This is a genomic window from Paenibacillus tuaregi (assembly GCF_900086655.1).
In the GTDB taxonomy this organism is placed as follows: Bacteria; Bacillota; Bacilli; order Paenibacillales; family Paenibacillaceae; genus Fontibacillus; species Fontibacillus tuaregi.
Window position 1 is genome coordinate 2,329,869 of record NZ_LT575476.1, and the last position, 19,518, is coordinate 2,349,386.

15 protein-coding genes are annotated in these 19,518 nt (G+C 48.6%); 14 read left to right on the forward strand and 1 reads right to left on the reverse strand.

Going from position 1 to position 19,518, the window contains the following annotated elements; all coding sequences use genetic code 11:
* From BN6628_RS26305 to BN6628_RS10835, 5 genes are all read left to right on the forward strand, one after another.
* On the forward strand, nt 1-1,799 hold a 1,799-nt coding region (locus BN6628_RS26305; RefSeq protein ID WP_187386129.1), incomplete at its 5' end, for a dynamin family protein.
* A gap of 167 nt (nt 1,800-1,966) precedes the next feature.
* Nucleotides 1,967-3,739, forward strand: coding sequence for an ABC transporter ATP-binding protein (locus tag BN6628_RS10820; protein ID WP_068617246.1), 1,773 nt, complete (start codon nt 1,967-1,969; stop codon nt 3,737-3,739).
* Nucleotides 3,736-5,580 carry an ABC transporter ATP-binding protein gene (locus BN6628_RS10825; RefSeq protein ID WP_068617247.1) on the forward strand — a complete coding sequence of 615 codons (1,845 nt, stop codon included), beginning with the start codon at nt 3,736-3,738 and terminating at the stop codon, nt 5,578-5,580. The genes BN6628_RS10820 and BN6628_RS10825 overlap by 4 nt, the downstream gene beginning before the upstream one ends.
* Nucleotides 5,581-5,726: 146 nt before the next feature.
* On the forward strand, nt 5,727-6,914 hold the full coding sequence (purT, locus tag BN6628_RS10830) for a formate-dependent phosphoribosylglycinamide formyltransferase (protein ID WP_068617248.1): 1,188 nt from the start codon (nt 5,727-5,729) through the stop codon (nt 6,912-6,914).
* Nucleotides 6,907-7,368 (forward strand): GNAT family N-acetyltransferase, encoded by a 462-nt coding sequence (locus BN6628_RS10835; RefSeq protein WP_082926872.1) that lies wholly within the window; start codon nt 6,907-6,909, stop codon nt 7,366-7,368. Before purT ends, BN6628_RS10835 begins: the two co-directional genes overlap by 8 nt.
* 98 nt (nt 7,369-7,466) lie before the next feature.
* Here the strand turns inward: BN6628_RS10835 and BN6628_RS10840 are convergent, their stop codons facing one another.
* Nucleotides 7,467-8,147 carry a PsbP-related protein gene (locus BN6628_RS10840; protein WP_068617250.1) on the reverse strand — a complete coding sequence of 227 codons (681 nt, stop codon included), beginning with the start codon at nt 8,145-8,147 and terminating at the stop codon, nt 7,467-7,469.
* Nucleotides 8,148-8,361: 214 nt separating this feature from the next.
* On the opposite strand from BN6628_RS10840, the gene BN6628_RS10845 reads away from it, so the two are divergent.
* From BN6628_RS10845 to BN6628_RS10885, 9 genes are all read left to right on the forward strand, one after another.
* Nucleotides 8,362-9,996, forward strand: a complete 1,635-nt coding sequence (locus BN6628_RS10845; protein ID WP_068617252.1) for a response regulator — start codon at nt 8,362-8,364, stop codon at nt 9,994-9,996.
* Nucleotides 9,993-11,780: a cache domain-containing sensor histidine kinase gene (locus BN6628_RS10850; protein WP_068617254.1), complete on the forward strand. Its 1,788-nt coding sequence runs from the start codon at nt 9,993-9,995 to the stop codon at nt 11,778-11,780. Before BN6628_RS10845 ends, BN6628_RS10850 begins: the two co-directional genes overlap by 4 nt.
* On the forward strand, nt 11,777-12,757 hold the full coding sequence (locus BN6628_RS10855; RefSeq protein ID WP_068617256.1) for a substrate-binding domain-containing protein: 981 nt from the start codon (nt 11,777-11,779) through the stop codon (nt 12,755-12,757). The genes BN6628_RS10850 and BN6628_RS10855 overlap by 4 nt, the downstream gene beginning before the upstream one ends.
* A 130-nt stretch (nt 12,758-12,887) precedes the next feature.
* Nucleotides 12,888-13,697 (forward strand): MBL fold metallo-hydrolase, encoded by an 810-nt coding sequence (locus BN6628_RS10860; RefSeq protein ID WP_068617258.1) that lies wholly within the window; start codon nt 12,888-12,890, stop codon nt 13,695-13,697.
* A 189-nt stretch (nt 13,698-13,886) separates the two neighbouring features.
* Complete coding sequence (locus BN6628_RS10865) at nt 13,887-14,426, forward strand: PadR family transcriptional regulator (RefSeq protein ID WP_262363153.1); 540 nt, start codon at nt 13,887-13,889, stop codon at nt 14,424-14,426.
* A complete protein-coding gene (locus tag BN6628_RS10870) occupies nt 14,416-16,677 on the forward strand; it encodes an ATP-binding cassette domain-containing protein (RefSeq protein ID WP_068617262.1) in 2,262 nt (753 codons plus the stop codon). The genes BN6628_RS10865 and BN6628_RS10870 overlap by 11 nt, the downstream gene beginning before the upstream one ends.
* Before the next feature lie 2 nt (nt 16,678-16,679).
* On the forward strand, nt 16,680-17,087 hold the full coding sequence (locus BN6628_RS10875; RefSeq protein ID WP_235847725.1) for an ester cyclase: 408 nt from the start codon (nt 16,680-16,682) through the stop codon (nt 17,085-17,087).
* A 283-nt stretch (nt 17,088-17,370) separates the two neighbouring features.
* The gene (locus tag BN6628_RS26955; protein ID WP_454188892.1) at nt 17,371-17,508 is read left to right on the forward strand and encodes a cysteine-rich KTR domain-containing protein; all 138 of its coding nucleotides are present in this window, start codon (nt 17,371-17,373) and stop codon (nt 17,506-17,508) included.
* A gap of 987 nt (nt 17,509-18,495) precedes the next feature.
* Nucleotides 18,496-19,518, forward strand: coding sequence for a galactose ABC transporter substrate-binding protein (locus BN6628_RS10885; RefSeq protein WP_068617268.1), 1,023 nt, complete (start codon nt 18,496-18,498; stop codon nt 19,516-19,518).

Sequence of the window (19,518 nt, forward strand, 5' to 3'; positions counted from 1 at the left end):
CGCGGGCGGCGGAGCTGCGCCGCGGCAGGTTCACGGTCGCGCTGTTCGGGGCGTTCAGCGCGGGCAAGTCTTCCTTCGCGAATGCCCTGCTCGGGCAGCGCGTACTGCCGGTATCGCCGCATCCGACCACCGCGGCGATCAATCGTATTCTCGCGCCGGAGGACGGCTTCGCCCACGGCACAGCTGTGGTGAAGCTGAAGAGCCCGGAGGCTATGCGCGAGGATCTGGCTTATTCCTTCGGCGTGCTTCAGATTGGGTCCTGGCAGGAGCATAACTGGCTGGACACTGTGCGGAAGCTGAAAGCTAAGGATATTCCAGCCTCTGGACGGTCCCATTACAGCTTCCTGCAAGCGGCCGCCCTTGGCTGGGAGGAGAATTCGGGCCACCTCGGTGAGAGTCTTACGGTGGACATGGCCGAATTTTCCGCCTTTGTGGCCGAAGAGAATCGGGCCTGCTACGTGGCCGGGATCGATTTGTACTACAGCTGTCCACTTACTGAACAGGGAATTGTACTAGTGGATACACCGGGTGCGGACTCAATTCATGCCCGCCATACAGGTGTCACCTTTCAATATATGAAAAATTCAGATGCCCTTCTTTATGTCACGTATTACAACCATGCGTTCTCCCGCGCCGATAAACAGTTTCTAGCCCAGCTTGGCCGGGTTAAAGGCAGCTTTGCGCTTGATAAAATGTTCTTCATCGTGAATGCAGCCGATTTGGCTTCATCTTCGGAAGAGCTGCATGAGGTTGTTGCCCACGTGGATTCCAGCCTCAGAACCGCGGGCATAGAACGTCCTCAGATTTATCCGGTATCCAGCTTGAACGCCCTGGAGGCGAAGCTGGCGGGAGATGAATCTTCCCTGTCGGTCTCTGGATTCGCAGAATTTGCTTCGGTCTTTGATTCCTTCATTGGGCATGACCTCAGCGGCCTGGCTGCTGCATCGGCAGCCGATGAGCTTCACCAGAGTCTTCTTCGGGTACAGCAGCGCATTAGCGCCCTGTCTCAATCCGGGACCGAACGGGAGCAGCTGATCCAGCGACTGGAGCAGGAGCGTGGTAGCTATCAAGAGTCACTCGTCTGTCTTCGAGGTACGGATCTCAGTCCAGAAATTATTCAGGAGACCGGTGAGCTTGTATTTCACGTCCGCCAGCGGGTGCGTCTGGCCTCTATAGATCTGTACCGTGAATTCTTCCATCCATCCCTGCTTCAGGAGGATGGGGGCGATATGAAGAAGAAATTTGCCGTATCGCTGCATGATTGGATGTCTGGATTATCCGGTGAATTGGAGCGCGAGCTTCTTGCCACTTCCCTGCGGCTGGAGAAGAAAGTTGATGCCCTGATCAGCCGGGAGGCCGGCAAATGGCTTGAACATGAGTCGGGCCGCGAACCAAGGCCGTCCTTATTTGTAAAGGAATTCTCGGGATGGGCCACGCCGGAAATAGGGGAAGGGCTGCTGACTGGCCGGTTTAACTGGAAGGATTATTGGTCTTATTTCAAGAATCCGAAGCATTTCTTTGAAGGCAGCGGCAGGGAAGCTCTACGGGAAGCCCTGGCCGCGCCACTCGATGATATGGTAAAAGAAGTGGCAGACCGAATTCAGGAAACCTTATCTTCATACTATTGTAATGAGGCGGTCCGCGGGCTTGAGGAAATGGCCGATCACTTTGAACAATTATGGGTGGAGTGGGAAGAAGAATTACGCGGAATTCAAGCTTCTGGAGACGAGACAGACACCTTAATCGCCCTGGGCAAAAGGCTGGCCGAAAGTGAACAGCAGCTTCGGCAGATATCCTGAGCATTCGGGAGGATTTAGAAGGCGATACCGGATTAGCATCACCTAAGTCTGATCCGCTCTGAAATACCCTATTAAATGAACAATTTTCCTCTTTGCTGCCTTAAAGTTAGGATGGTAAACTTCATAAATGTTCCATAATATGACGGTTGGCAGCGAGGAGGAGACTTATGAATGTTCTCAGGCAATTGCACGTCTATTATCGGGAGAAGAACTACTTGTTAATTCTCTCGATTCTATGTCTGGCAGCGGCCACAGCCCTGGGGCTGGTGTACCCTAATTTGCTTCGAAGGTTGATTGACGATGTGGTTGGACCGGGGAAGTATGAGCAAGCACCGTATCTTGCTTTAATAGCGCTTTCAGTTATCGTGGTGAAAGCATTCCTGCAATTTTTAAGCGGTTACTTTGGTGGAAGACTGGGCAATTTTTTGGCATACCGCCTGCGTAATGCCTGCTACGAGAAGCTGCAGTTCCTATCCTTCCGGTATTACGATACGGCCAAAACCGGGGATTTGATGTCGCGGCTGACCGGGGACCTGGAAGCCATCAGACTGTTTATCGGGTTTGGCTTTGCCCAGCTGCTGAACCTTTTCTTTATGGTCAGCTTCGGAGCCGTAATGATGCTTTCTATTAACTGGCAGCTTACCCTGCTTACTCTGATTACCATGCCTCTGCTTGTGGCTGTAGCATGGAAATTTGAAACCAAGATTCACCCGGCGTTTCAGGAGATGCGTCTGGCTTTAAGTTCCTTGACCACTTCGGTTCAGGAGAACATTACCGGGGTTAGAACCGTCAAATCTTTTGCCAGAGAGCCACACGAGGTGGAGAAATTCTCTGAGCGAAATGAACGTTACAAGTCTAATCAGATCTTCGCTGCCTTGCTATGGAGCAGATATTTCCCTGTTATGGAGCTGCTGGCCTCTGTAAGCGTTGCTATACTGCTGGGGTTTGGGGGTTCACTCGTCATACATAAATCCCTGTCACTTGGGGAGTTAGTTGCTTTCTTCGGCTTGATTTGGTTCATTATCGGACCGCTTTGGGGTCTAGGCTTCCATATCAATAACTATACCCAATCCAAGGCTTCCGGGGAGCGTGTGCTGGAGATTCTCAACCAGCCTATCGATGTGAAGGACGCTCCGGATACGATTCAGCTTGCGCCAGAGAACATTAAAGGGCACGTGGTGTTTGATCATGTGACTTTCGCATACGGGAATAAGATGCCTGCCGTGGCAGACATCAATTTTGAAGCAAAGCCCGGCTCGGTGATTGGCTTCCTGGGCGGAACAGGATCGGGTAAATCAACAATTATCCAGCTGCTGATGCGTGCCTATGACGTAAATGAAGGACGTATTCTGCTGGATGGGACGGATATTAGAAAAATTCAAATCCAGCAGCTTCGGAGTCAGATCTCCACTGTGTTCCAAGAGACGTTCTTATTCTCATCTTCCATCCGCAACAATATTGCCTACGGCATTAAGGATGTATCTATGGAGGAGATCATCCGGGCTGCCAAGCTGGCGAAGGCCCATGATTTCATTATGGAACTCGCAGACGGTTACGACACAGTGGTAGGTGAACGCGGAATGGGGCTCTCCGGGGGCCAAAAGCAGCGGATCGCAATTGCCCGCGCCCTCTTAACCAATCCTAAGATCCTCATTCTGGATGACGCTACAAGTGCGGTGGATATGGAAACTGAGCATGAGATTCAGACCGGATTCCAGGAAGTTATGCGGGGGAGAACGACTTTTATTATTGCCCACCGAATATCCTCGCTGAGACATGCGGATTTGATCCTGGTTATGGATCAAGGACGGGTCGTGCAGCAGGGGACCCACAACGAGCTAATTCATGTGGAAGGGCCATATCGGGACGTATTCCGAATCCAATATGCAGACTTTCTGTCCAGGCAGTCCGAAGGGAAAGATGAGGTGAATCCGGCATGAGTACACAGACCGAGACAACCGGGAAGCAGGATCCGGGCTTGAAGAAGAGAATCGAGCTGAACGAGAGATTTATCTACAAAGACGATGATGCGATCGACAAGGCCTTTGACTGGAAGCAGTTCCGGCGTCTGTTCTCTTATATGAAACCGTATGCGAGACAGCTCCTGCCGCTGATTATCCTCATGATGATTCTGGGGACCATTACGAAACTGACTGTTCCTTATTTAACAAGTCTGGCGATCGATAAAGCGATTGTGAAGGAGGGCAGTCTCAGTCTTCTTTATATCATCACCGGTTCTGTTATCCTATTATATCTTATCCAATGGGGAGCGAGTGCTTACCGGATCAAGTATACGAACATCATTGGCCAACGTGTGATCTATGACCTAAGATCGGATTTATTCCGGCATATTCAGAAGCTGTCTTTTAATTTCTACGATAAGAGACCGGCGGGCTCTGTTCTGGTCCGGGTGACAAACGATGTCAATTCCCTGCAGGATCTGTTCACAAATGGGGTTGTGAACCTCATGATCGACTGCGTCCAGCTTGTCGGTATTGTTGTCATCCTGCTTCTGGTCAATTGGAAGCTGGGGCTCGCGGTTATGGTAACTGTGCCAATCATGTTCTTCATTTCAACCAAATTGCGCCAGACCATCCGTATTGCTTGGCAGGTTGTGCGCACGAAGAACTCTAGAATCAACTCACACTTGAATGAATCTATTCAAGGTATCCGGGTAACCCAGGCTTATACCCAGGAGCAGGAGAACATGCGTTTCTTCGATGCCATGAATTATGACAGCAAGAAATCCTGGGACAAAGCTTCCGCCATGAACCAAATGTTTGGTCCTCTGATCGAGATCACGGGCGGAATCGGCAGCTTCATCCTGTTCTGGCTCGGGGCCTATCTCATTCAATCGGGTGAAATTACGATTGGTCTGCTGGTCGCGTTCAGCAACTATGTAGGCAATTTCTGGGACCCGATCAACCGTTTGGGGCAAATGTATAATCAGCTGCTTGTGGCCATGGCTTCATCCGAGAGAATTTTTGAGTTTATTGATGAGAAGCCTTCGATCGCCGACAAGGAAGGGGCTAAGCCGCTTCCGGTCATCCGCGGGGATATCCGGTTTGATCACGTGGTGTTTGAGTATGAGAAAGGAAGAGCTGCCCTGAAGGGGATAGACCTTTCGGTCAAGGCAGGTCAGTCTGTGGCCCTGGTGGGTCATACGGGTTCAGGGAAGAGCACGATTATTAACCTGGTCAGCCGGTTCTATGATATAACTCAGGGCCGGATCACGATCGACGGTTATGATATTCGGGATGTCACACTTCAGAGTCTGCGCAGCCAGATCGGGATTGTGCTCCAGGATACGTTCATCTTCTCAGGAACGATCCGGGACAACATCCGGTTCGGGCGCCTGGACGCTACGGATGAGGAAGTGGAGGCGGCCGCGAGAGCGGTGGACGCCCATGAGTTCATATCCCAGCTGCCGGGTGGTTATGATACCGAGGTGGAGGAGCGCGGGAGTGCGCTGTCCATGGGGCAGCGTCAGCTGCTGAGCTTTGCCCGGGCGCTTCTGGCCGACCCGCGTATTCTCATTCTTGATGAGGCTACGGCGAGTATTGACACAGAGACTGAGCTTAAGATTCAGGAGGCACTGAAGGTGCTTCTGAAAGGCAGAACGTCCTTTATTGTGGCTCATCGTCTTTCTACAATCAGACATGCCGATCATATTGTGGTACTGGATCATGGGGAAATCAAAGAGGAAGGAACCCATGACCAACTTTTGGAGAAGAAGGGAATATACAGTGGATTAATCGAAGCACAATTCAGATTTTTGTAACTTTGTGTCGGATATCCAAGATTTTTTTCGTAGAGCACTCTTGCATTCTAGACAAGAAACCCGGAAAATAGATAAGAAGAAACACTTATCTGCGTGGGAGGACCTAGGACAGTCCGTTCCATATTCATAAGGGGGATTTCTGAGGAATGTGGGGTGCTCCTTTTTCTGAGCGTGCCAGAACGATGATGCTGTTGGGCAGCGGAGAGCTGGGTAAGGAAGTCATCATAGAGGCCCAAAGACTCGGGGTCAGAACCATTGCGGTGGACCGCTATGAACACGCGCCTGCCATGCAGGTGGCCCATGAGTCACATGTCATTGATATGCTGGATGCGAATGCACTTAAAAGTTTAATTTATGACAAGAAACCCGATCTTATTGTTCCAGAGATCGAAGCGATTGCCACAGCTGCGCTGCTCGAGCTCGAAGAGGAAGGGTACCATGTGGTGCCGACGGCCAGGGCAGCCAGGCTGACGATGGACCGTGAAGGCATACGCCGTCTTGCAGCGGAAGAACTGGGTATTCCAACAGCCGCTTACCGGTTCGCGGACAGTCTGCACAGCTTAAAAGAAGCGGTTAAGGAACTCGGAACACCGTGTGTGGTTAAGCCGTTAATGAGCTCCTCGGGGAAAGGCCAGACGGTATGCCGGACTCCTGAAGACGCAGAAGCCAGCTGGAATGCGGCACTGGAAGGTGCCCGTGCCAAAGGAGCCGCAGTTATTGTGGAATCCTTCATTCAATTTGACAGTGAAATTACACTGTTAACGGTTCGTTCCGTATCCGGAACGATCTTTTGTCCACCTATTGGTCATATTCAGAAGGATGGCGATTATATTGAATCATGGCAGCCCCATCCCATGGGGGAGAAGGCTCTGCTGGAGGCTCAGGATATCGCCCGCCGGATTACTGATGCGTTAGGTGGGTATGGGTTGTTCGGTGTGGAGCTGTTCCTGACAAGCGAAGGGGTCTTGTTCAGTGAAGTATCCCCGCGTCCGCATGACACGGGAATGGTAACGATGGTGACCCAGGATCTGTCTGAGTTCGCCCTGCATGTTAGGGCTATTCTGGGATTCCCGGTACCTAGTGTGCACGTACTGACGCCTGGTGCCTCCGCGACACTCAAAGCGGAAGCCGAGGGAGAAGGATTCATCATTAATGGTCTTCATGAAGCATTGGAAATCCCCCGTACACAAGTTAGAATTTTCGGTAAGCCGCTCAGCAAGCCGGGGCGACGGATGGCGGTGGCGCTAAGTGCAGATGAAGATGTGGACAATGCACGTATCCAAGCCAAAAAAGCGGCAAGTCTATTAAAGGTGGAATGGGCTGAAAATGAGTAATCAGGTGTGTGCTCCGGCACTCTTAATCCGCAAATGTTCACATCACGATGCGAAGGAAATCACGGCTTTAATGAGACAGCTTCGCTACCCTACTACGGTGAGTGTAATGGAAGAGAGACTTACCGCACTGGAGAATCATCCGAATTATCGGAATTTTGTTGCAGAGCTTGATGGCAAGATTGTAGGCACCATCAGTCTTAAGCAATTGAAGACCCATGAAATGAAACAGCCAGTTACACGGATTACCGCACTTGTTGTGGATGAGAATCACAGAGGCAAGGGGATTGGAACCACTCTGATTCAAGAAGTGGAAGCCTGGGGAAAACGCAAGGGCAGCCAGGAGCTGTTCCTGTCCACCGGGGATGATAACCATTACCGTCCTGACGCCAGACCGTTCTATGAACGGCTCGGATTTGAATGCGCAGGATACCGTCTTTACAAAACTTTGAAATAAATAACCTTCACATAGTCATCCCTTGATGGGATGACTTTTTTCTGCTCTTTAACGAAAGAAAGAGGACAGCCCTATCTGGTGGCTGTCCTCTGGTTTGTTTACTCTTTGACTTTGAAGGAATCCATAATGGATTTGATCAGGGTATCCTTGTCTTTATCATAATCCTTCTTAGGGGTTGAGTAGCTGACCACATATGTGTTCTCTTTGGCTGGAACAATTAATTGGGTGAGCACAACGTCTGTGGAAGATTGCGGGTTCGAATAGCTCGCTGTGGAGAGGGCGGCTTTGAAGCCGTTGTGATCCACTTCGGTGAAATCTATAGCCTTGTAATCCTTCATGCCATTTGCTTCCCCGTTCTCCTGCAGCACTTTGGTCGCGTTATCCGCAATATCTTTGGCTGTATAAGATGCGCCAGGGGTTACGGTTACATTGAGGTTGCTGGCAAACTTTCCTTCAGGCTTCGGATCATAAAAGGCCGCTTTGATCAGGGGACTGTTCAGCTGCTTCTCATCATATGTACTCCAATCCTTTGGATAAGAAATCGCGAACTGGTCGTTTTCAAGAGTTTTGCTCTCGAAAGAAGTTTCCTGCTTGTTGTCTGAAGAAGTTCCTTGTTTGTCATTTGTGCTTCCCGAATCTGTAGAAGGCGTCTTGGCTTCTGTTGATACGGCAGGCTGTTTGTTGTCAGCTTCTCCAGTCTTTGTGTCAGACGCAGCTTTGTTCCCGCAGGCTGTTAATAAACCAATTAGAATAACAGCTGTAATCCATTTCTTTGTCATGTTGATCTCCTTCTTAGAAATTTATGGTCTATCCATATTTAACCAATCAGTTCACTATTCTAACAAAAAAGTGCTAAAAAAGGAAATGCAAGATGCAACTCCCATTTGGTTTTGGATGTCCTATCCGTTGAGGGATTAAAGGTAAACGGTTACAATGAGGTTGCAGCATGAATTAGATTCTTTGAATTGTTAGATCACCTCGAAGGATGATGATATGTACAAATTGATATTGGTTGATGATGAGTCGGATGTCAGAGAAGGCCTGCTTACTGAAATTGACTGGAGTTCCCTCGGATTCGAGGTATCTGATACCGCAGAGAATGGCCGTGAAGCTTCGGAGATGATCGAGCGGCATCAGCCCGATGTGGTGGTGACGGATATCCAGATGCCATTTATGAATGGGCTTCAGCTGTCAGAATGGATACGTGAGCATTATCCGGGGACCAAAATTGTAATATTGACGGGATATGAGGAGTTCGAATACGCCCAGAAGGCGATTCGGCTTCAGATCGATGAGTATGTGCTCAAGCCTTTCTCTTCCCGGGAATTCATAGATATTTTGCAGAAAGTAAAAGATCATCTGGACGAAGAGGCCGCGGACAAAGAGAATATTCAGGTTCTGACCGAGCATTACCGCAAGAATCTGCCGGTGCTTCAAAGTATGTTCCTCTCCTCGTTGGTATCCAAGCAGCTTCCGCTGAGAGAGATTCGAGACAAGCTCTTGTCCTATTCCCTGGACTTGGAAGGCAGCAGATTTATGGTGTCCATCCTGCGTCTTGACCCCCGGCCGAGGGATAGGGAAGACGGTCTGTCATCCCTTAAGCTGATGTACGACCAGGATCTTGAACTGTTCGCGGTCCTGAATATCGCAGCGGAGGTTGGGGAGAAGTATGCAATCGGCCATACGTTTATTCATCATGATGAGGTTGTGCTGCTTAGCACAGGTGAGGGACCGGATTCCGATGGTCTCAGTCAGACGACGTTAAAAGTGCTGGAGGAAATAAGGCACAATGTTGAACGGTTTCTTAAAATGACGGTGACAGCAGGAGCGGGTACCGTACAGATCAGCTTGCAAAATGTTCACTTGTCCTACCGGGAAGCGGAACAGGCCATGGACTACCGGCTCATCCTTGGTGGGAATAAAGTGATCTGGATTGAGGATGTGGAGAATCGTCCTGCCCGGCAGCGGACGGAGATTCAACTAAGCGAGCAGGAGCTTATAAGGTGTCTTAAGCTGGGAACTGAGCTGGAAATCCGCGCTTTGTTGGATCATTTATTTGATCAGATCATGGAGGCTGGAATTTCTTATCAGGAGTTTCAGATTTATCTGCTTGAGATGCTTACGGCAGCAGTGAAGGTGGCGAAGGAGCTTCAAGTGGATCTTGAGCAGTTGTTCGGGAGCGGGGGGACGGGGATTGGTGAGATCACAAAATTCAAACATATTATAGAAGCCAGGACCTGGTTCAAGGATCTGTGTGTAAAGCTTAGAAGCTCCATCGCTATGGACAGGGAATCGAGCTACAACAGACTCGTGGAGGAAGCCAAGGAGTATATCCTGGAGCATTATAAGGACAGCGATATTTCAATTAACCGGGTATGTGAGCATCTGCATATCAGTACGGGATATTTCAGTACAATTTTTAAGAAGGAAATGAAAATGACTTTTGTCAATTACCTGCTTGGCATCCGCATGGATGCCGCTAAGGAGCTGCTCCTGCATACGGAACTGAAGGCTTTTGAAATTGCCGAGAAGGTTGGATTCGCCGATCCGAACTACTTCAGCTTCTGCTTCCGCAAGAAATTTGGCATCTCTCCGAAGGAGTTCCGCAGCGGAGCCAAAGCGCCATGAGATTCTGGAGAGTTCTGTTCCAGCCATTTAGCCGATTTCATTATAAAAAAATACAGGTCATCATCACTTTAAGCTTTATGCTGGTTACGATCATTACCGTGCTACTGGTCAGCATTATGCTGTATAACCGGTTCTCCAAATCATCGGAAGAGAATACGGTGCTCAACATCGGACAGATCATCGATCAGGTTAATTCGAATCTGGAATTCTATGTTTTGGGCATGAAGGATATTTTTCAGGTGGTGGAAGAAAGTGTGGGGAATGCACCTTTAATTTCAGGAGAGCAGCTGCGGAGCCAACTAGGCACCATTCTGAAGACAAGGCAGGATCTGGTCTCGATCGCCCTGTTCACGAAGGATGGCCAGTTGGTCTGGAATACGCCGAACGAGCAGATGCGGCCCAATTCCAGGCTTACCCGGCAGGGCTGGTTCGAAGCGGCGCAGGAGCACCCGGGGCTGCTGCAATTCTCGGCGCCGCATATCCAGAATGTGTTTAAGTCCCCATACCGTTGGGTTGTATCCATGAGCAAGGAGATCACTTATACCGATGGGGGTGCCAAGAAGAAAGGCATTCTGGATGTCGATATCAATTTCCGGACCATTGATGAGCTGAGCAAGCGGGTTAGTCTGGGCAAGAAAGGTTATGTATACATTATCGACGGGGTCGGCAACATGGTCTATCATCCCCAGCAGCAGCTAATCTATGCAGGGCTGAAATATGAGAACTTGGAACCGGTTCTTAACTATCAGTACGGCAATTATACTGACGATTCCACCGGGGAGGAGCGTATTATTACGATCAAGACCGTACAGCCGACAGGCTGGAAGGTCGTAGGTGTAACGTACGCTGATGAGATCATGACCACGAAGAAGGACCTGAATACCTTTATGATCGGATTTCTCCTGATTATGCTGAGTATCGTGCTTATTGTCTCTGTGCTGGTCTCCTACCGGATAGCCAAGCCGCTTCGTACGCTGGAAAGATCAGTTAAAAAGGTGGAGAAAGGGGATTTCGGCGCCATCATTGATGTAAGCGGGGCATATGAGGTTGAGCAGCTATCGAAGCGGTTTAATCTGATGATCAGGCGGATCCGTGAGCTGATGGATCAGATTATTCTGGAGCAGGAAGCGAAGCGCAAAAGCGAGTTGGAGGTGCTTCAGGCGCAAATTAATCCTCATTTCTTATATAACACGTTAAATTCAGTTACACGAATGGCCGAGATGGGGCGCAAGGAAGAGGTGGTGACCACCATTACTTCCTTGTCCAGGTTTTTCAGAATTAGTCTGAGCAAAGGCAGCAACATTATTCCTGTCCAGGATGAGCTTGAGCATATCCGCAATTATTTGATTATTCAAAAGATCCGTTTCAAAAATAAATTTCAATATGCAATTGAAGCCCAGGACGAGGCCTTGTCCTGCATGACCTTAAAGCTGATTCTTCAGCCGCTGGTTGAGAATGCAATCCATCACGGCATTGAGATGATGGTGGACGAAGGCTTTATCGGAATCTATGCCTGGATTGAGGAGGAATCCCTCTTCATTCGGGTTACCGACAACGGAATCGGCATGTCCGAGGATGTGCTTCGGGGCATTTTGTCCGGGAAATCAAGACAAGACAGCGGTTCGGGAGTTGGGGTAAGAAACGTCCATGAGCGGATCTCCTTATACTATGGCAAGCCATATGGACTCACCTTTGAAAGCGAGCTTGAAGAAGGAACATCGGTTACGGTGAAGCTGCCAGTTGTCCCGGCAAGCGCTGAGTCGGATCATGGAGGGAGCGCATGAGCTGGAAGAATTTTGTCCTTCGCCTAGGAGTCTTAGGTGTACTGTTTGTGTCGACAGGGTCATGCTCGATTCCGGGCCAGCTGCACACCGAGGAAGAGACGGTTACCCGAGTCAGTATGATTGTGAAAATGGATCATGGAGATTACTGGAATACGGTTAAAATGGGGGCAGAGGTTGCTGCGAAGGAGTACAACGTCAAGCTGGATTTCCTGGCTCCAAAGAACGAAAATGATTACAAGGGACAGATCGCGCTTATGGAGCAGGCGACCCTGCAGGGCACAGATGCGATAATCCTGTCGGCGAGTGATTATATGGCTCTGGCACAAGTGACGGATCAGGCTTCCTATCATGGCATTCCGGTGCTGTCTATGGATGCGGAAGTTGCTTCTACCAAAGTGAAGACTTACGTCGGAGCCAATAACTATGAGGCCGGGCAAAAGGCGGCTGAGCGGCTGGTAGAGCTGACCGGCACCGAAGGGCAGATCGGGATTGTGAACTTTGTGAAAGGCGCTCGTAATGCGGATCAACGCGAAGAAGGCTTCACAGATTATATTGCCCGCTTCCCGGGGCTTAAAATTGTGGATACTTTATACTGCGGCTCCGATGAGGAGCTGGCTAACATTCTTACAAGGACTATGCTTGCAGAGTACCCTGAGATCAAAGGAATCGTTGCACTAAATGCGGAAGCCTCCATAGGAGTAGGGAAAGCGATTGATTATCTCCACAAAGGCGGCAAGGTGAAGCTGATTACCTTTGACAATCCACCCGAGATGCTGGAGAAGCTTCAGAAGGGTACTGTACAGGCGATGGTGGTTCAGAATCCATACAGCAACGGCTACCTGGCCGTGGCATCTGCTGTACAGCTGGCAGAGGGAGGGAGCATTCCCGAGCGCTTTGATACCGGAACCAAGCTGATTGATTTGGACAATATGCTGTGGCCGGATAACCAGAAGCTGCTGTTCCCTTTTGTCAAATAAATGTGAGGTCTGTTCATCCGATGAGGAGTCCGTATTCTGATTTATGCGTATTAGACTGCCTGAACCGGGGGTAAATTACGGTTAAGCTGAAGCAGCCTAACGGCTTAAACGAGGTTCAGGAGGGATTCGAATGAACGGGAAAAGCATACTGAAAACAGGAACGATTGATGCCGAGCAGGTTACGGAGGACCTTGGTTATGTACGCACGCTGATTGCGAACGTAATCCTGGTCGGCCATCCTGCCGGGGGGGACTGGGTATTGGTTGACACAGGACTCGGACCCACCGTTACAGCCTTGGAGGAAGAAGTAGACCGGATATATAGTCGTCCGCCTAAAGCAATTATCCTTACCCATGGTCATTTCGACCATGTGGGCGGGGTGATCACTTTGGCGGAGAAGTGGAACGTGCCTGTGTACGCGCATCAGCTGGAGCTTCCCTTCCTGACCGGGAAGCAGGATTATCCTCCAGCCGACCCAAGCGTGGGAGGGGGATTGATGGCAAGGATTTCACCGGTATATCCTCATAAAGCTATTGATTTGGGAGACCGGGTAAAGGGACTGGCTGAAGATGGATCGGTTCCTTTCCTGCCGCAGTGGCGTTGGATTCATACGCCTGGGCACAGCCCGGGCCATGTTTCACTGTTCAGAGATTGTGACAGAACATTAATTGCCGGTGATGCGATCATTACCGTTAAGCAGGAGTCCGCTCTGGCGGTTGTGTCCCAGGAGGTTGAGCTGCACGGCCCGCCTGCGTATTTCACTTCAGATTGGGAGCTGGCCAAGGCATCCGTACTGAAGCTGGCAACCTTGCGGCCCAAGCTTGCTATAACCGGGCATGGTCAGCCTGTGTCAGGTCAGGTTTTACAGGAAGGGCTGGAATATTTGGCCCGTCACTTTGATAAGGTGGCTGTGCCGGAGCAAGGCAGGTATGTGGACTGACTAAACGTAAACATATTCATAAGAAATAAAAAGGCCGTCCCGGAATGCAAGTGATCTTGCCGCAGAGTGGACGGCTTCTATTATTATCTCGAAAAATATGTGCAAAATTACACCTTGTCATCTTGAATTGGTACAAACAACTTTATTATTCAAGTTTGAATAATGAAGTTGTTTGTGTATAATATTCTTATGATTACTACACAATTGCTTGTCCTTGGGGCCATTGCTTTGCGCAAACAAACGCATGGCTATGTCGTTTATCGTGAACTGACCGAATGGAGGGTGGATACTTGGGCATGCGTCAAACCGGGCTCGATTTACCACGCGCTGACGCAACTTGAAAAGCAGCAGTACATTCAATCCATCAAAAATGAACCGGGAGAGAAAGGAGGCGCTCGAACGCTTTACGCCATTACCGGCAAAGGCGATGCAGCACTGAAAGAGGGGATAGAAACAGCGCTTGAAAGTCTTGAGATGGATAAATACTCGGCAGGCATTGCGCTTCGTCGTCTTATCCCACACGAGGTGTTGCTCCAGACACAGAGAAAACGGCTTGAGAATCTAAAAGGTATCTATCAATTCATGCGCACACTTCCGAAGAAAGAAGGTGGCACACCTGCAGAGGAGCCGGGGCTCGTCGACTACTGGACGGGATTCTTTGAGTACAGTATTCAACATACAGAGGCATTTATTAACAACGTAAACGATGAGGGTAAAGATGAAGAATAAGATTATTATTGAAGGTGCGAAAGAAAATAATCTCAAAAACATCTCCATTACGATTCCAAAGCATTCCATCGTTGTATTTACGGGGGTATCTGGGTCGGGGAAATCTTCACTTGTATTCGATACGATTGCAGCCGAGGCGCAACGACAACTCAATGAAACATTTACCGTATTTGCCCGCAATCGCCTGCCAAAATACGGTCAGCCTGAGGTTGATTATATAACCAATTTGTCCGCGCCAATAATCATTAATCAGAAACGTCTGGGTGGCAACTCACGTTCAACAGTAGGTACCATTACCGATATTTATGCGTTGCTTCGACTTCTCTTTTCTCGGGTTGGCGAACCATACGTCGGTCATTCCAATGCCTTTTCATTTAATGACCCTGAGGGAATGTGCCCGCAATGCGAGGGCTTGGGGACAATGGTATCCCTTGATCTGGACAAGTTTCTTGATCTTAATAAATCTTTAAACGAAGGCGCCATCCTGCATCCTAACTTTAAGCCAAACAGTTGGTACTGGAAGCTATACACCTTGTCTGGGCTGTTCGACAACGATAAAAAATTAAAAGACTACACCCAAAAAGAATGGGAGACTTTGCTATATAGCGGGGATGCGACGATTGCCCTGCCTTCGCAAGGCGGTGATGTTCATTCTAAGTATGAGGGACTCATCCCCAAATTTCGACGGCTCTATATCAATAAAGGCATCGAAAGTATGGCGGAGAAGAATCGGCAAGTATTCGAGAGATTCACAACGAATGCCCCATGTGATCTATGCCGCGGTCAACGGTTGAACGAAAAGGCGCTCAATTGCAAAATCACTGGCTATTCGATCGCGGATTTATCTGCAATGGAAGTAAGTTTTCTTCAAGATCTACTGAATAACCTGCATATCAAATCGGTAGCGGTGCTTCTGGATCATCTTCGCGAACGTCTCAAGCAGTTGAACGATATCGGTTTGGGCTATCTAAGTCTTAACCGCGAAACATCAACATTATCTGGCGGCGAATCACAGCGGATTAAGATGGTTCGGCATCTGAGCAGCAGCCTGTCGGAAATGATGTACATTTTCGACGAACCAACCGTCGGCTTGCATCCAAGCGATGTCCATCGTCTAACCGAACTGTTCGTGCAATTGAGAGACAAAGGCAATACAGTTCTGATTGTTGAGCATGATCCCGAAGTAATGAAGATTGCTGATCATATCGTGGATATGGGACCGAATGCCGGCAGTCATGGCGGCGAAGTTTTATTTACGGGCACCTATCGCGAGTTGGAGAAGACGGGCACGCTCACCGGCAAGTATTTGGGCAGTCACGTGCCCTTAAAACAAAATAGTCGCCCCTATTCGCACGTTTATCCGATCAGACAGGCAACTGCCCATAATCTCAAAAATGTCAGCGTAGATATTCCGGCCAAGGTGCTGACTGTTGTGGCAGGTGTGGCAGGTTCCGGCAAAAGCTCGCTCATTTATGAAGTATTCGCCAGAGAGCACCCTGAAGCAGTTGTGATCAACCAGTCGTCCGTGTATAGTACCCGTCGCTCCAATCCGGCAACCTATACAGGCATACTGAACGATATAAGAACATTGTTTGCAAAAGAAAGTGGCGTAAGCGCCTCTCTCTTTACGACCAATTCCGAGGGGGCGTGTAGTAATTGCCAGGGATATGGAATGATTTGGACAGACCTTGCGTTCATGGACGGCGTCAAAACTGTTTGTGAAGTGTGCGACGGACGAGGCTTCAAAGAGGCAGTACTAAGTCATACCTATCGGAACAAATCCATCTACGATGTGATGACCATGACCGTTGCTGAGGCATGGGCTTTCTTTAACGATGTTCCGCCTATTGCCAAGATGTTAGCTGTTCTGAGCGAAGTGGGGCTTGATTATATCACGTTGGGTCAGACGCTTGACAGCTTATCGGGAGGAGAGTGCCAGCGGCTCAAGATTGCCATGGAGTTGGGCACCACAAGCAACATCTATATTCTGGACGAACCGACAACCGGACTTCATATGTCCGATGTGGCCAAACTCATGGCAATTCTTGATCGGTTAGTTGATGCTGGCAACACCGTCGTTGTTATTGAACATAACGTCGATGTGATCAAACGAGCGGACTGGATTATCGAGCTTGGCCCTGGAGGCGGCAGCAACGGGGGAACCGTTACATTCACGGGAACTCCCTTGCAATTATTGAATGCTCCTGATTCCATAACAGGCAAATATCTTGCTACGGAGGGACTAACGTGAATATGGAAATGAATAAAAAAATTTGTGTTGATTTTCTGAACGAGGTACACAACAACGATAATGTGGATGCGATTGATATTTATTTGGATAAAGATGTTTTTTCTCACGATCCCTTTCCGGGCCAGGCACCCGGCTCGGAAGGCGTTAAGGATACCATGAGACAGTTTCGAGCGGCATTTCCCGATAAGAGAATTATGATTCGTGATGTGATTGCCGAAGGAGACAAGGTGATGGTGAAGTTCACGGCACAAGGTACGCATTTGGGTGAATTTGTCGGTATTCCTGCATCGGGAAATGCCATTAGCTACGAAGAAGTCGTCATTCTGCGGGTGAAGGACAAGAAGATTGTCGAGCATTGGGCGGTTGCCGATGCGCTTAGTCTTATGCAGCAAGTTGGAGCTATCCAATAATCATTTCATTAGATTTGTTCGGTATCGCGCTTATTATGGGAGGTATCGTCAGAGCAACCGGGGAAGTGTCATCCCTTTGGTTATTACCGCCCTTTCGTTATGTGGAATCTAGATCCCGCTTGCCTATTATTGGGGGAAGAAGTACGGATTGAGCGAGTTATGGCGGAGCTTCCCAAAGTCACTTGTCTGTTCGGCTATGCTTTTTGCTGGTTACTCCCTATCGTGTAAGTGGAAATAAGTTGGATATTATGCCCTTTTTGCAAAAAATAAATCACAGTTGTAAATTCGAGACGATACAATACTTGAAAACTTCCCGTGGTTTTGCCCAAAGTGTAAACAGGAAACCCTAATCAATGTACAACAATTAAATGTGTCAGTATCAAAGAGCCAGACGCAAAGACGCAGAGCCGATAATTTGTGAGAACATCACAATTATCGGCTCTTTCCTTCCGTTTGACGGGTGATTATGATTTTGTTAGAACACCAGCTGTGATAAAAATAAAAACCGCCATTTTGCAAATCGAATCCACCTATCACGATTAAACCCAGGATAAAGAGCGTTCGACTTAATTAACTGAAGATACAGCCATAATTATGGTTTCTATGGTCTTACCTTTCTGGTTTTTAGTGGACACTATTGTGATAGGGACACCGATCATCGTGACTTTGTTATCATTAAGGCTTTCGACCAGTGATCCTGGATATAAAAGTGATTTGCACAAATTTTTTTGATACGATTTCAAGCTCTTTTTCAACAGTTTTGTGGTAACCATCTGGTCAATCATTTTCCTAAGTGAATCGATGCTTTCGGGACTGTCAGCGGGGAAATAATCATAATTGTCCATCATGAACTCAAAGGATGTATTGGACACGTTACCTTTATGGTTTGTTATAGGTGGCGGCCACATGATTTGGAGATGTGAAATCTGCCCTGTAAACAGCGGTTTTTTCTCTATATATGTCTAATTCTTTTGTCTTTGCCTTAGCATAATTTGTAATTCCTGCTGAGCCTTGAACAAACTTGGCAGTTAGAGTATCCGCAAGAGATTGTAAAGTGTCAGACGGCTGTCTTTCCATGCTTTGAACAAGCAAGTTGTCTGCATAACCGGCTTCGGGGTCAGGATTGATGAAGGATACAGAAGAGTCTGTATTTTGATTCCTTTGATGTAATCATTGGAAACTTTTCCTATATTAGCATATCCTCGCTAAATGGGCGCGATTTTTGTCCACATGCAGCACTTAGATGAGTCATTTAGATTTCATGAGAATTTTTATATAAACACATGAGAATTTTAGATTCGCAGAACGCAGGATGTCAGGCATAATGAAAGCGTATCCAGGAGATACACGGGAAAACGAAATGTTAAAGGGTACGACAAGATATTAGACTTGGGAGGTCAAACGAAATATGAAAAAACTTAGCATGGTTGTATTGGCAACAACGGTTCTAGGCGCGGCGCTGGCGGGCTGCTCCAGCTCTGGGGGAAGCGGTTCATCAGCGGAGCCGAGTGTAGGTGTGGCCATCTACAAATTTGACGACACCTTCATGACGGGTGTGCGCAATTCCATTGAGAAGAATGCTAACGGGATCGCCAAGACCGAAATTGTGGACAGCCAGAATTCACAGCCAACACAGAATGATAAAGTGGACTTATTCCTCACCAAGAGCACCAAAGCCTTAATTATTAACCCGGTTGACCGCACAGCGGCAGGGGTCATTATTGACAAAGCGAAAGCTAAGGACACTCCGGTGGTATTCCTTAACCGCGAGCCTCTTCCTGAAGACATGAAGAAATGGGAGAAAGTGTATTATGTGGGCGCTAAAGCAGAGGAGTCCGGCACTCTGGAAGGCGGGCTGGTTGTAGATTACTGGAAGGCCCATCCGGAAGCGGATAAGAACAAAGACGGCGTGCTTCAATATGTCATGCTGAAAGGCGAGCAGGGCCACCAGGATGCGGAGCTTCGCACGAAATATTCGATTCAGGCTGTAGAAGAAGCCGGAATCAAGGTTGAGAAGCTGGCCGAAGACAACGCGAACTGGGACCGTGTAAAAGGCCAAGAGAAAATGGCCGCTTTCCTCGCAGCTCATGGTGACAAGATCGAAGCTGTATTCGCAAACAACGATGACATGGCGCTTGGGGCAATTGAAGCGCTGAAAGCCGCCGGTTACTTCAAAGGCGACAAGTACGTACCGGTTGTGGGAGTTGACGCAACAGCACCTGCACTTCAGGCTCTCGGTGATGGAACACTGCTTGGAACCGTACTGAATGACGCCAACAACCAAGGTAAAGCGGCAATCAAGCTGGCTTCCCTGCTCGGTCAAGGTAAGGAGATTACCAAAGACAGCGTTGGGTTTGATGTTACAGATAAGCAGTATATCTGGATTCCTTACAAAAAAATCACCAAAGAGAACATGAAAGACGCTCAATAA

Excerpts from the sequence above, each read along its gene's own strand:
- BN6628_RS10820 (WP_068617246.1), top strand. The coding sequence starts at position 1,967 with ATGAATGTTCTCAGGCAATTGCACGTCTATTATCGGGAGAAGAACTAC.
- BN6628_RS10825 (WP_068617247.1), top strand. The coding sequence starts at position 3,736 with ATGAGTACACAGACCGAGACAACCGGGAAGCAGGATCCGGGCTTGAAG.
- purT (WP_068617248.1), top strand. The coding sequence starts at position 5,727 with ATGTGGGGTGCTCCTTTTTCTGAGCGTGCCAGAACGATGATGCTGTTG.
- BN6628_RS10835 (WP_082926872.1), top strand. The coding sequence starts at position 6,907 with ATGAGTAATCAGGTGTGTGCTCCGGCACTCTTAATCCGCAAATGTTCA.
- BN6628_RS10840 (WP_068617250.1), bottom strand. The coding sequence starts at position 8,147 with ATGACAAAGAAATGGATTACAGCTGTTATTCTAATTGGTTTATTAACA.
- BN6628_RS10845 (WP_068617252.1), top strand. The coding sequence starts at position 8,362 with ATGTACAAATTGATATTGGTTGATGATGAGTCGGATGTCAGAGAAGGC.
- BN6628_RS10850 (WP_068617254.1), top strand. The coding sequence starts at position 9,993 with ATGAGATTCTGGAGAGTTCTGTTCCAGCCATTTAGCCGATTTCATTAT.
- BN6628_RS10855 (WP_068617256.1), top strand. The coding sequence starts at position 11,777 with ATGAGCTGGAAGAATTTTGTCCTTCGCCTAGGAGTCTTAGGTGTACTG.
- BN6628_RS10860 (WP_068617258.1), top strand. The coding sequence starts at position 12,888 with ATGAACGGGAAAAGCATACTGAAAACAGGAACGATTGATGCCGAGCAG.
- BN6628_RS10865 (WP_262363153.1), top strand. The coding sequence starts at position 13,887 with ATGATTACTACACAATTGCTTGTCCTTGGGGCCATTGCTTTGCGCAAA.
- BN6628_RS10870 (WP_068617262.1), top strand. The coding sequence starts at position 14,416 with ATGAAGAATAAGATTATTATTGAAGGTGCGAAAGAAAATAATCTCAAA.
- BN6628_RS10875 (WP_235847725.1), top strand. The coding sequence starts at position 16,680 with ATGGAAATGAATAAAAAAATTTGTGTTGATTTTCTGAACGAGGTACAC.
- BN6628_RS10885 (WP_068617268.1), top strand. The coding sequence starts at position 18,496 with ATGAAAAAACTTAGCATGGTTGTATTGGCAACAACGGTTCTAGGCGCG.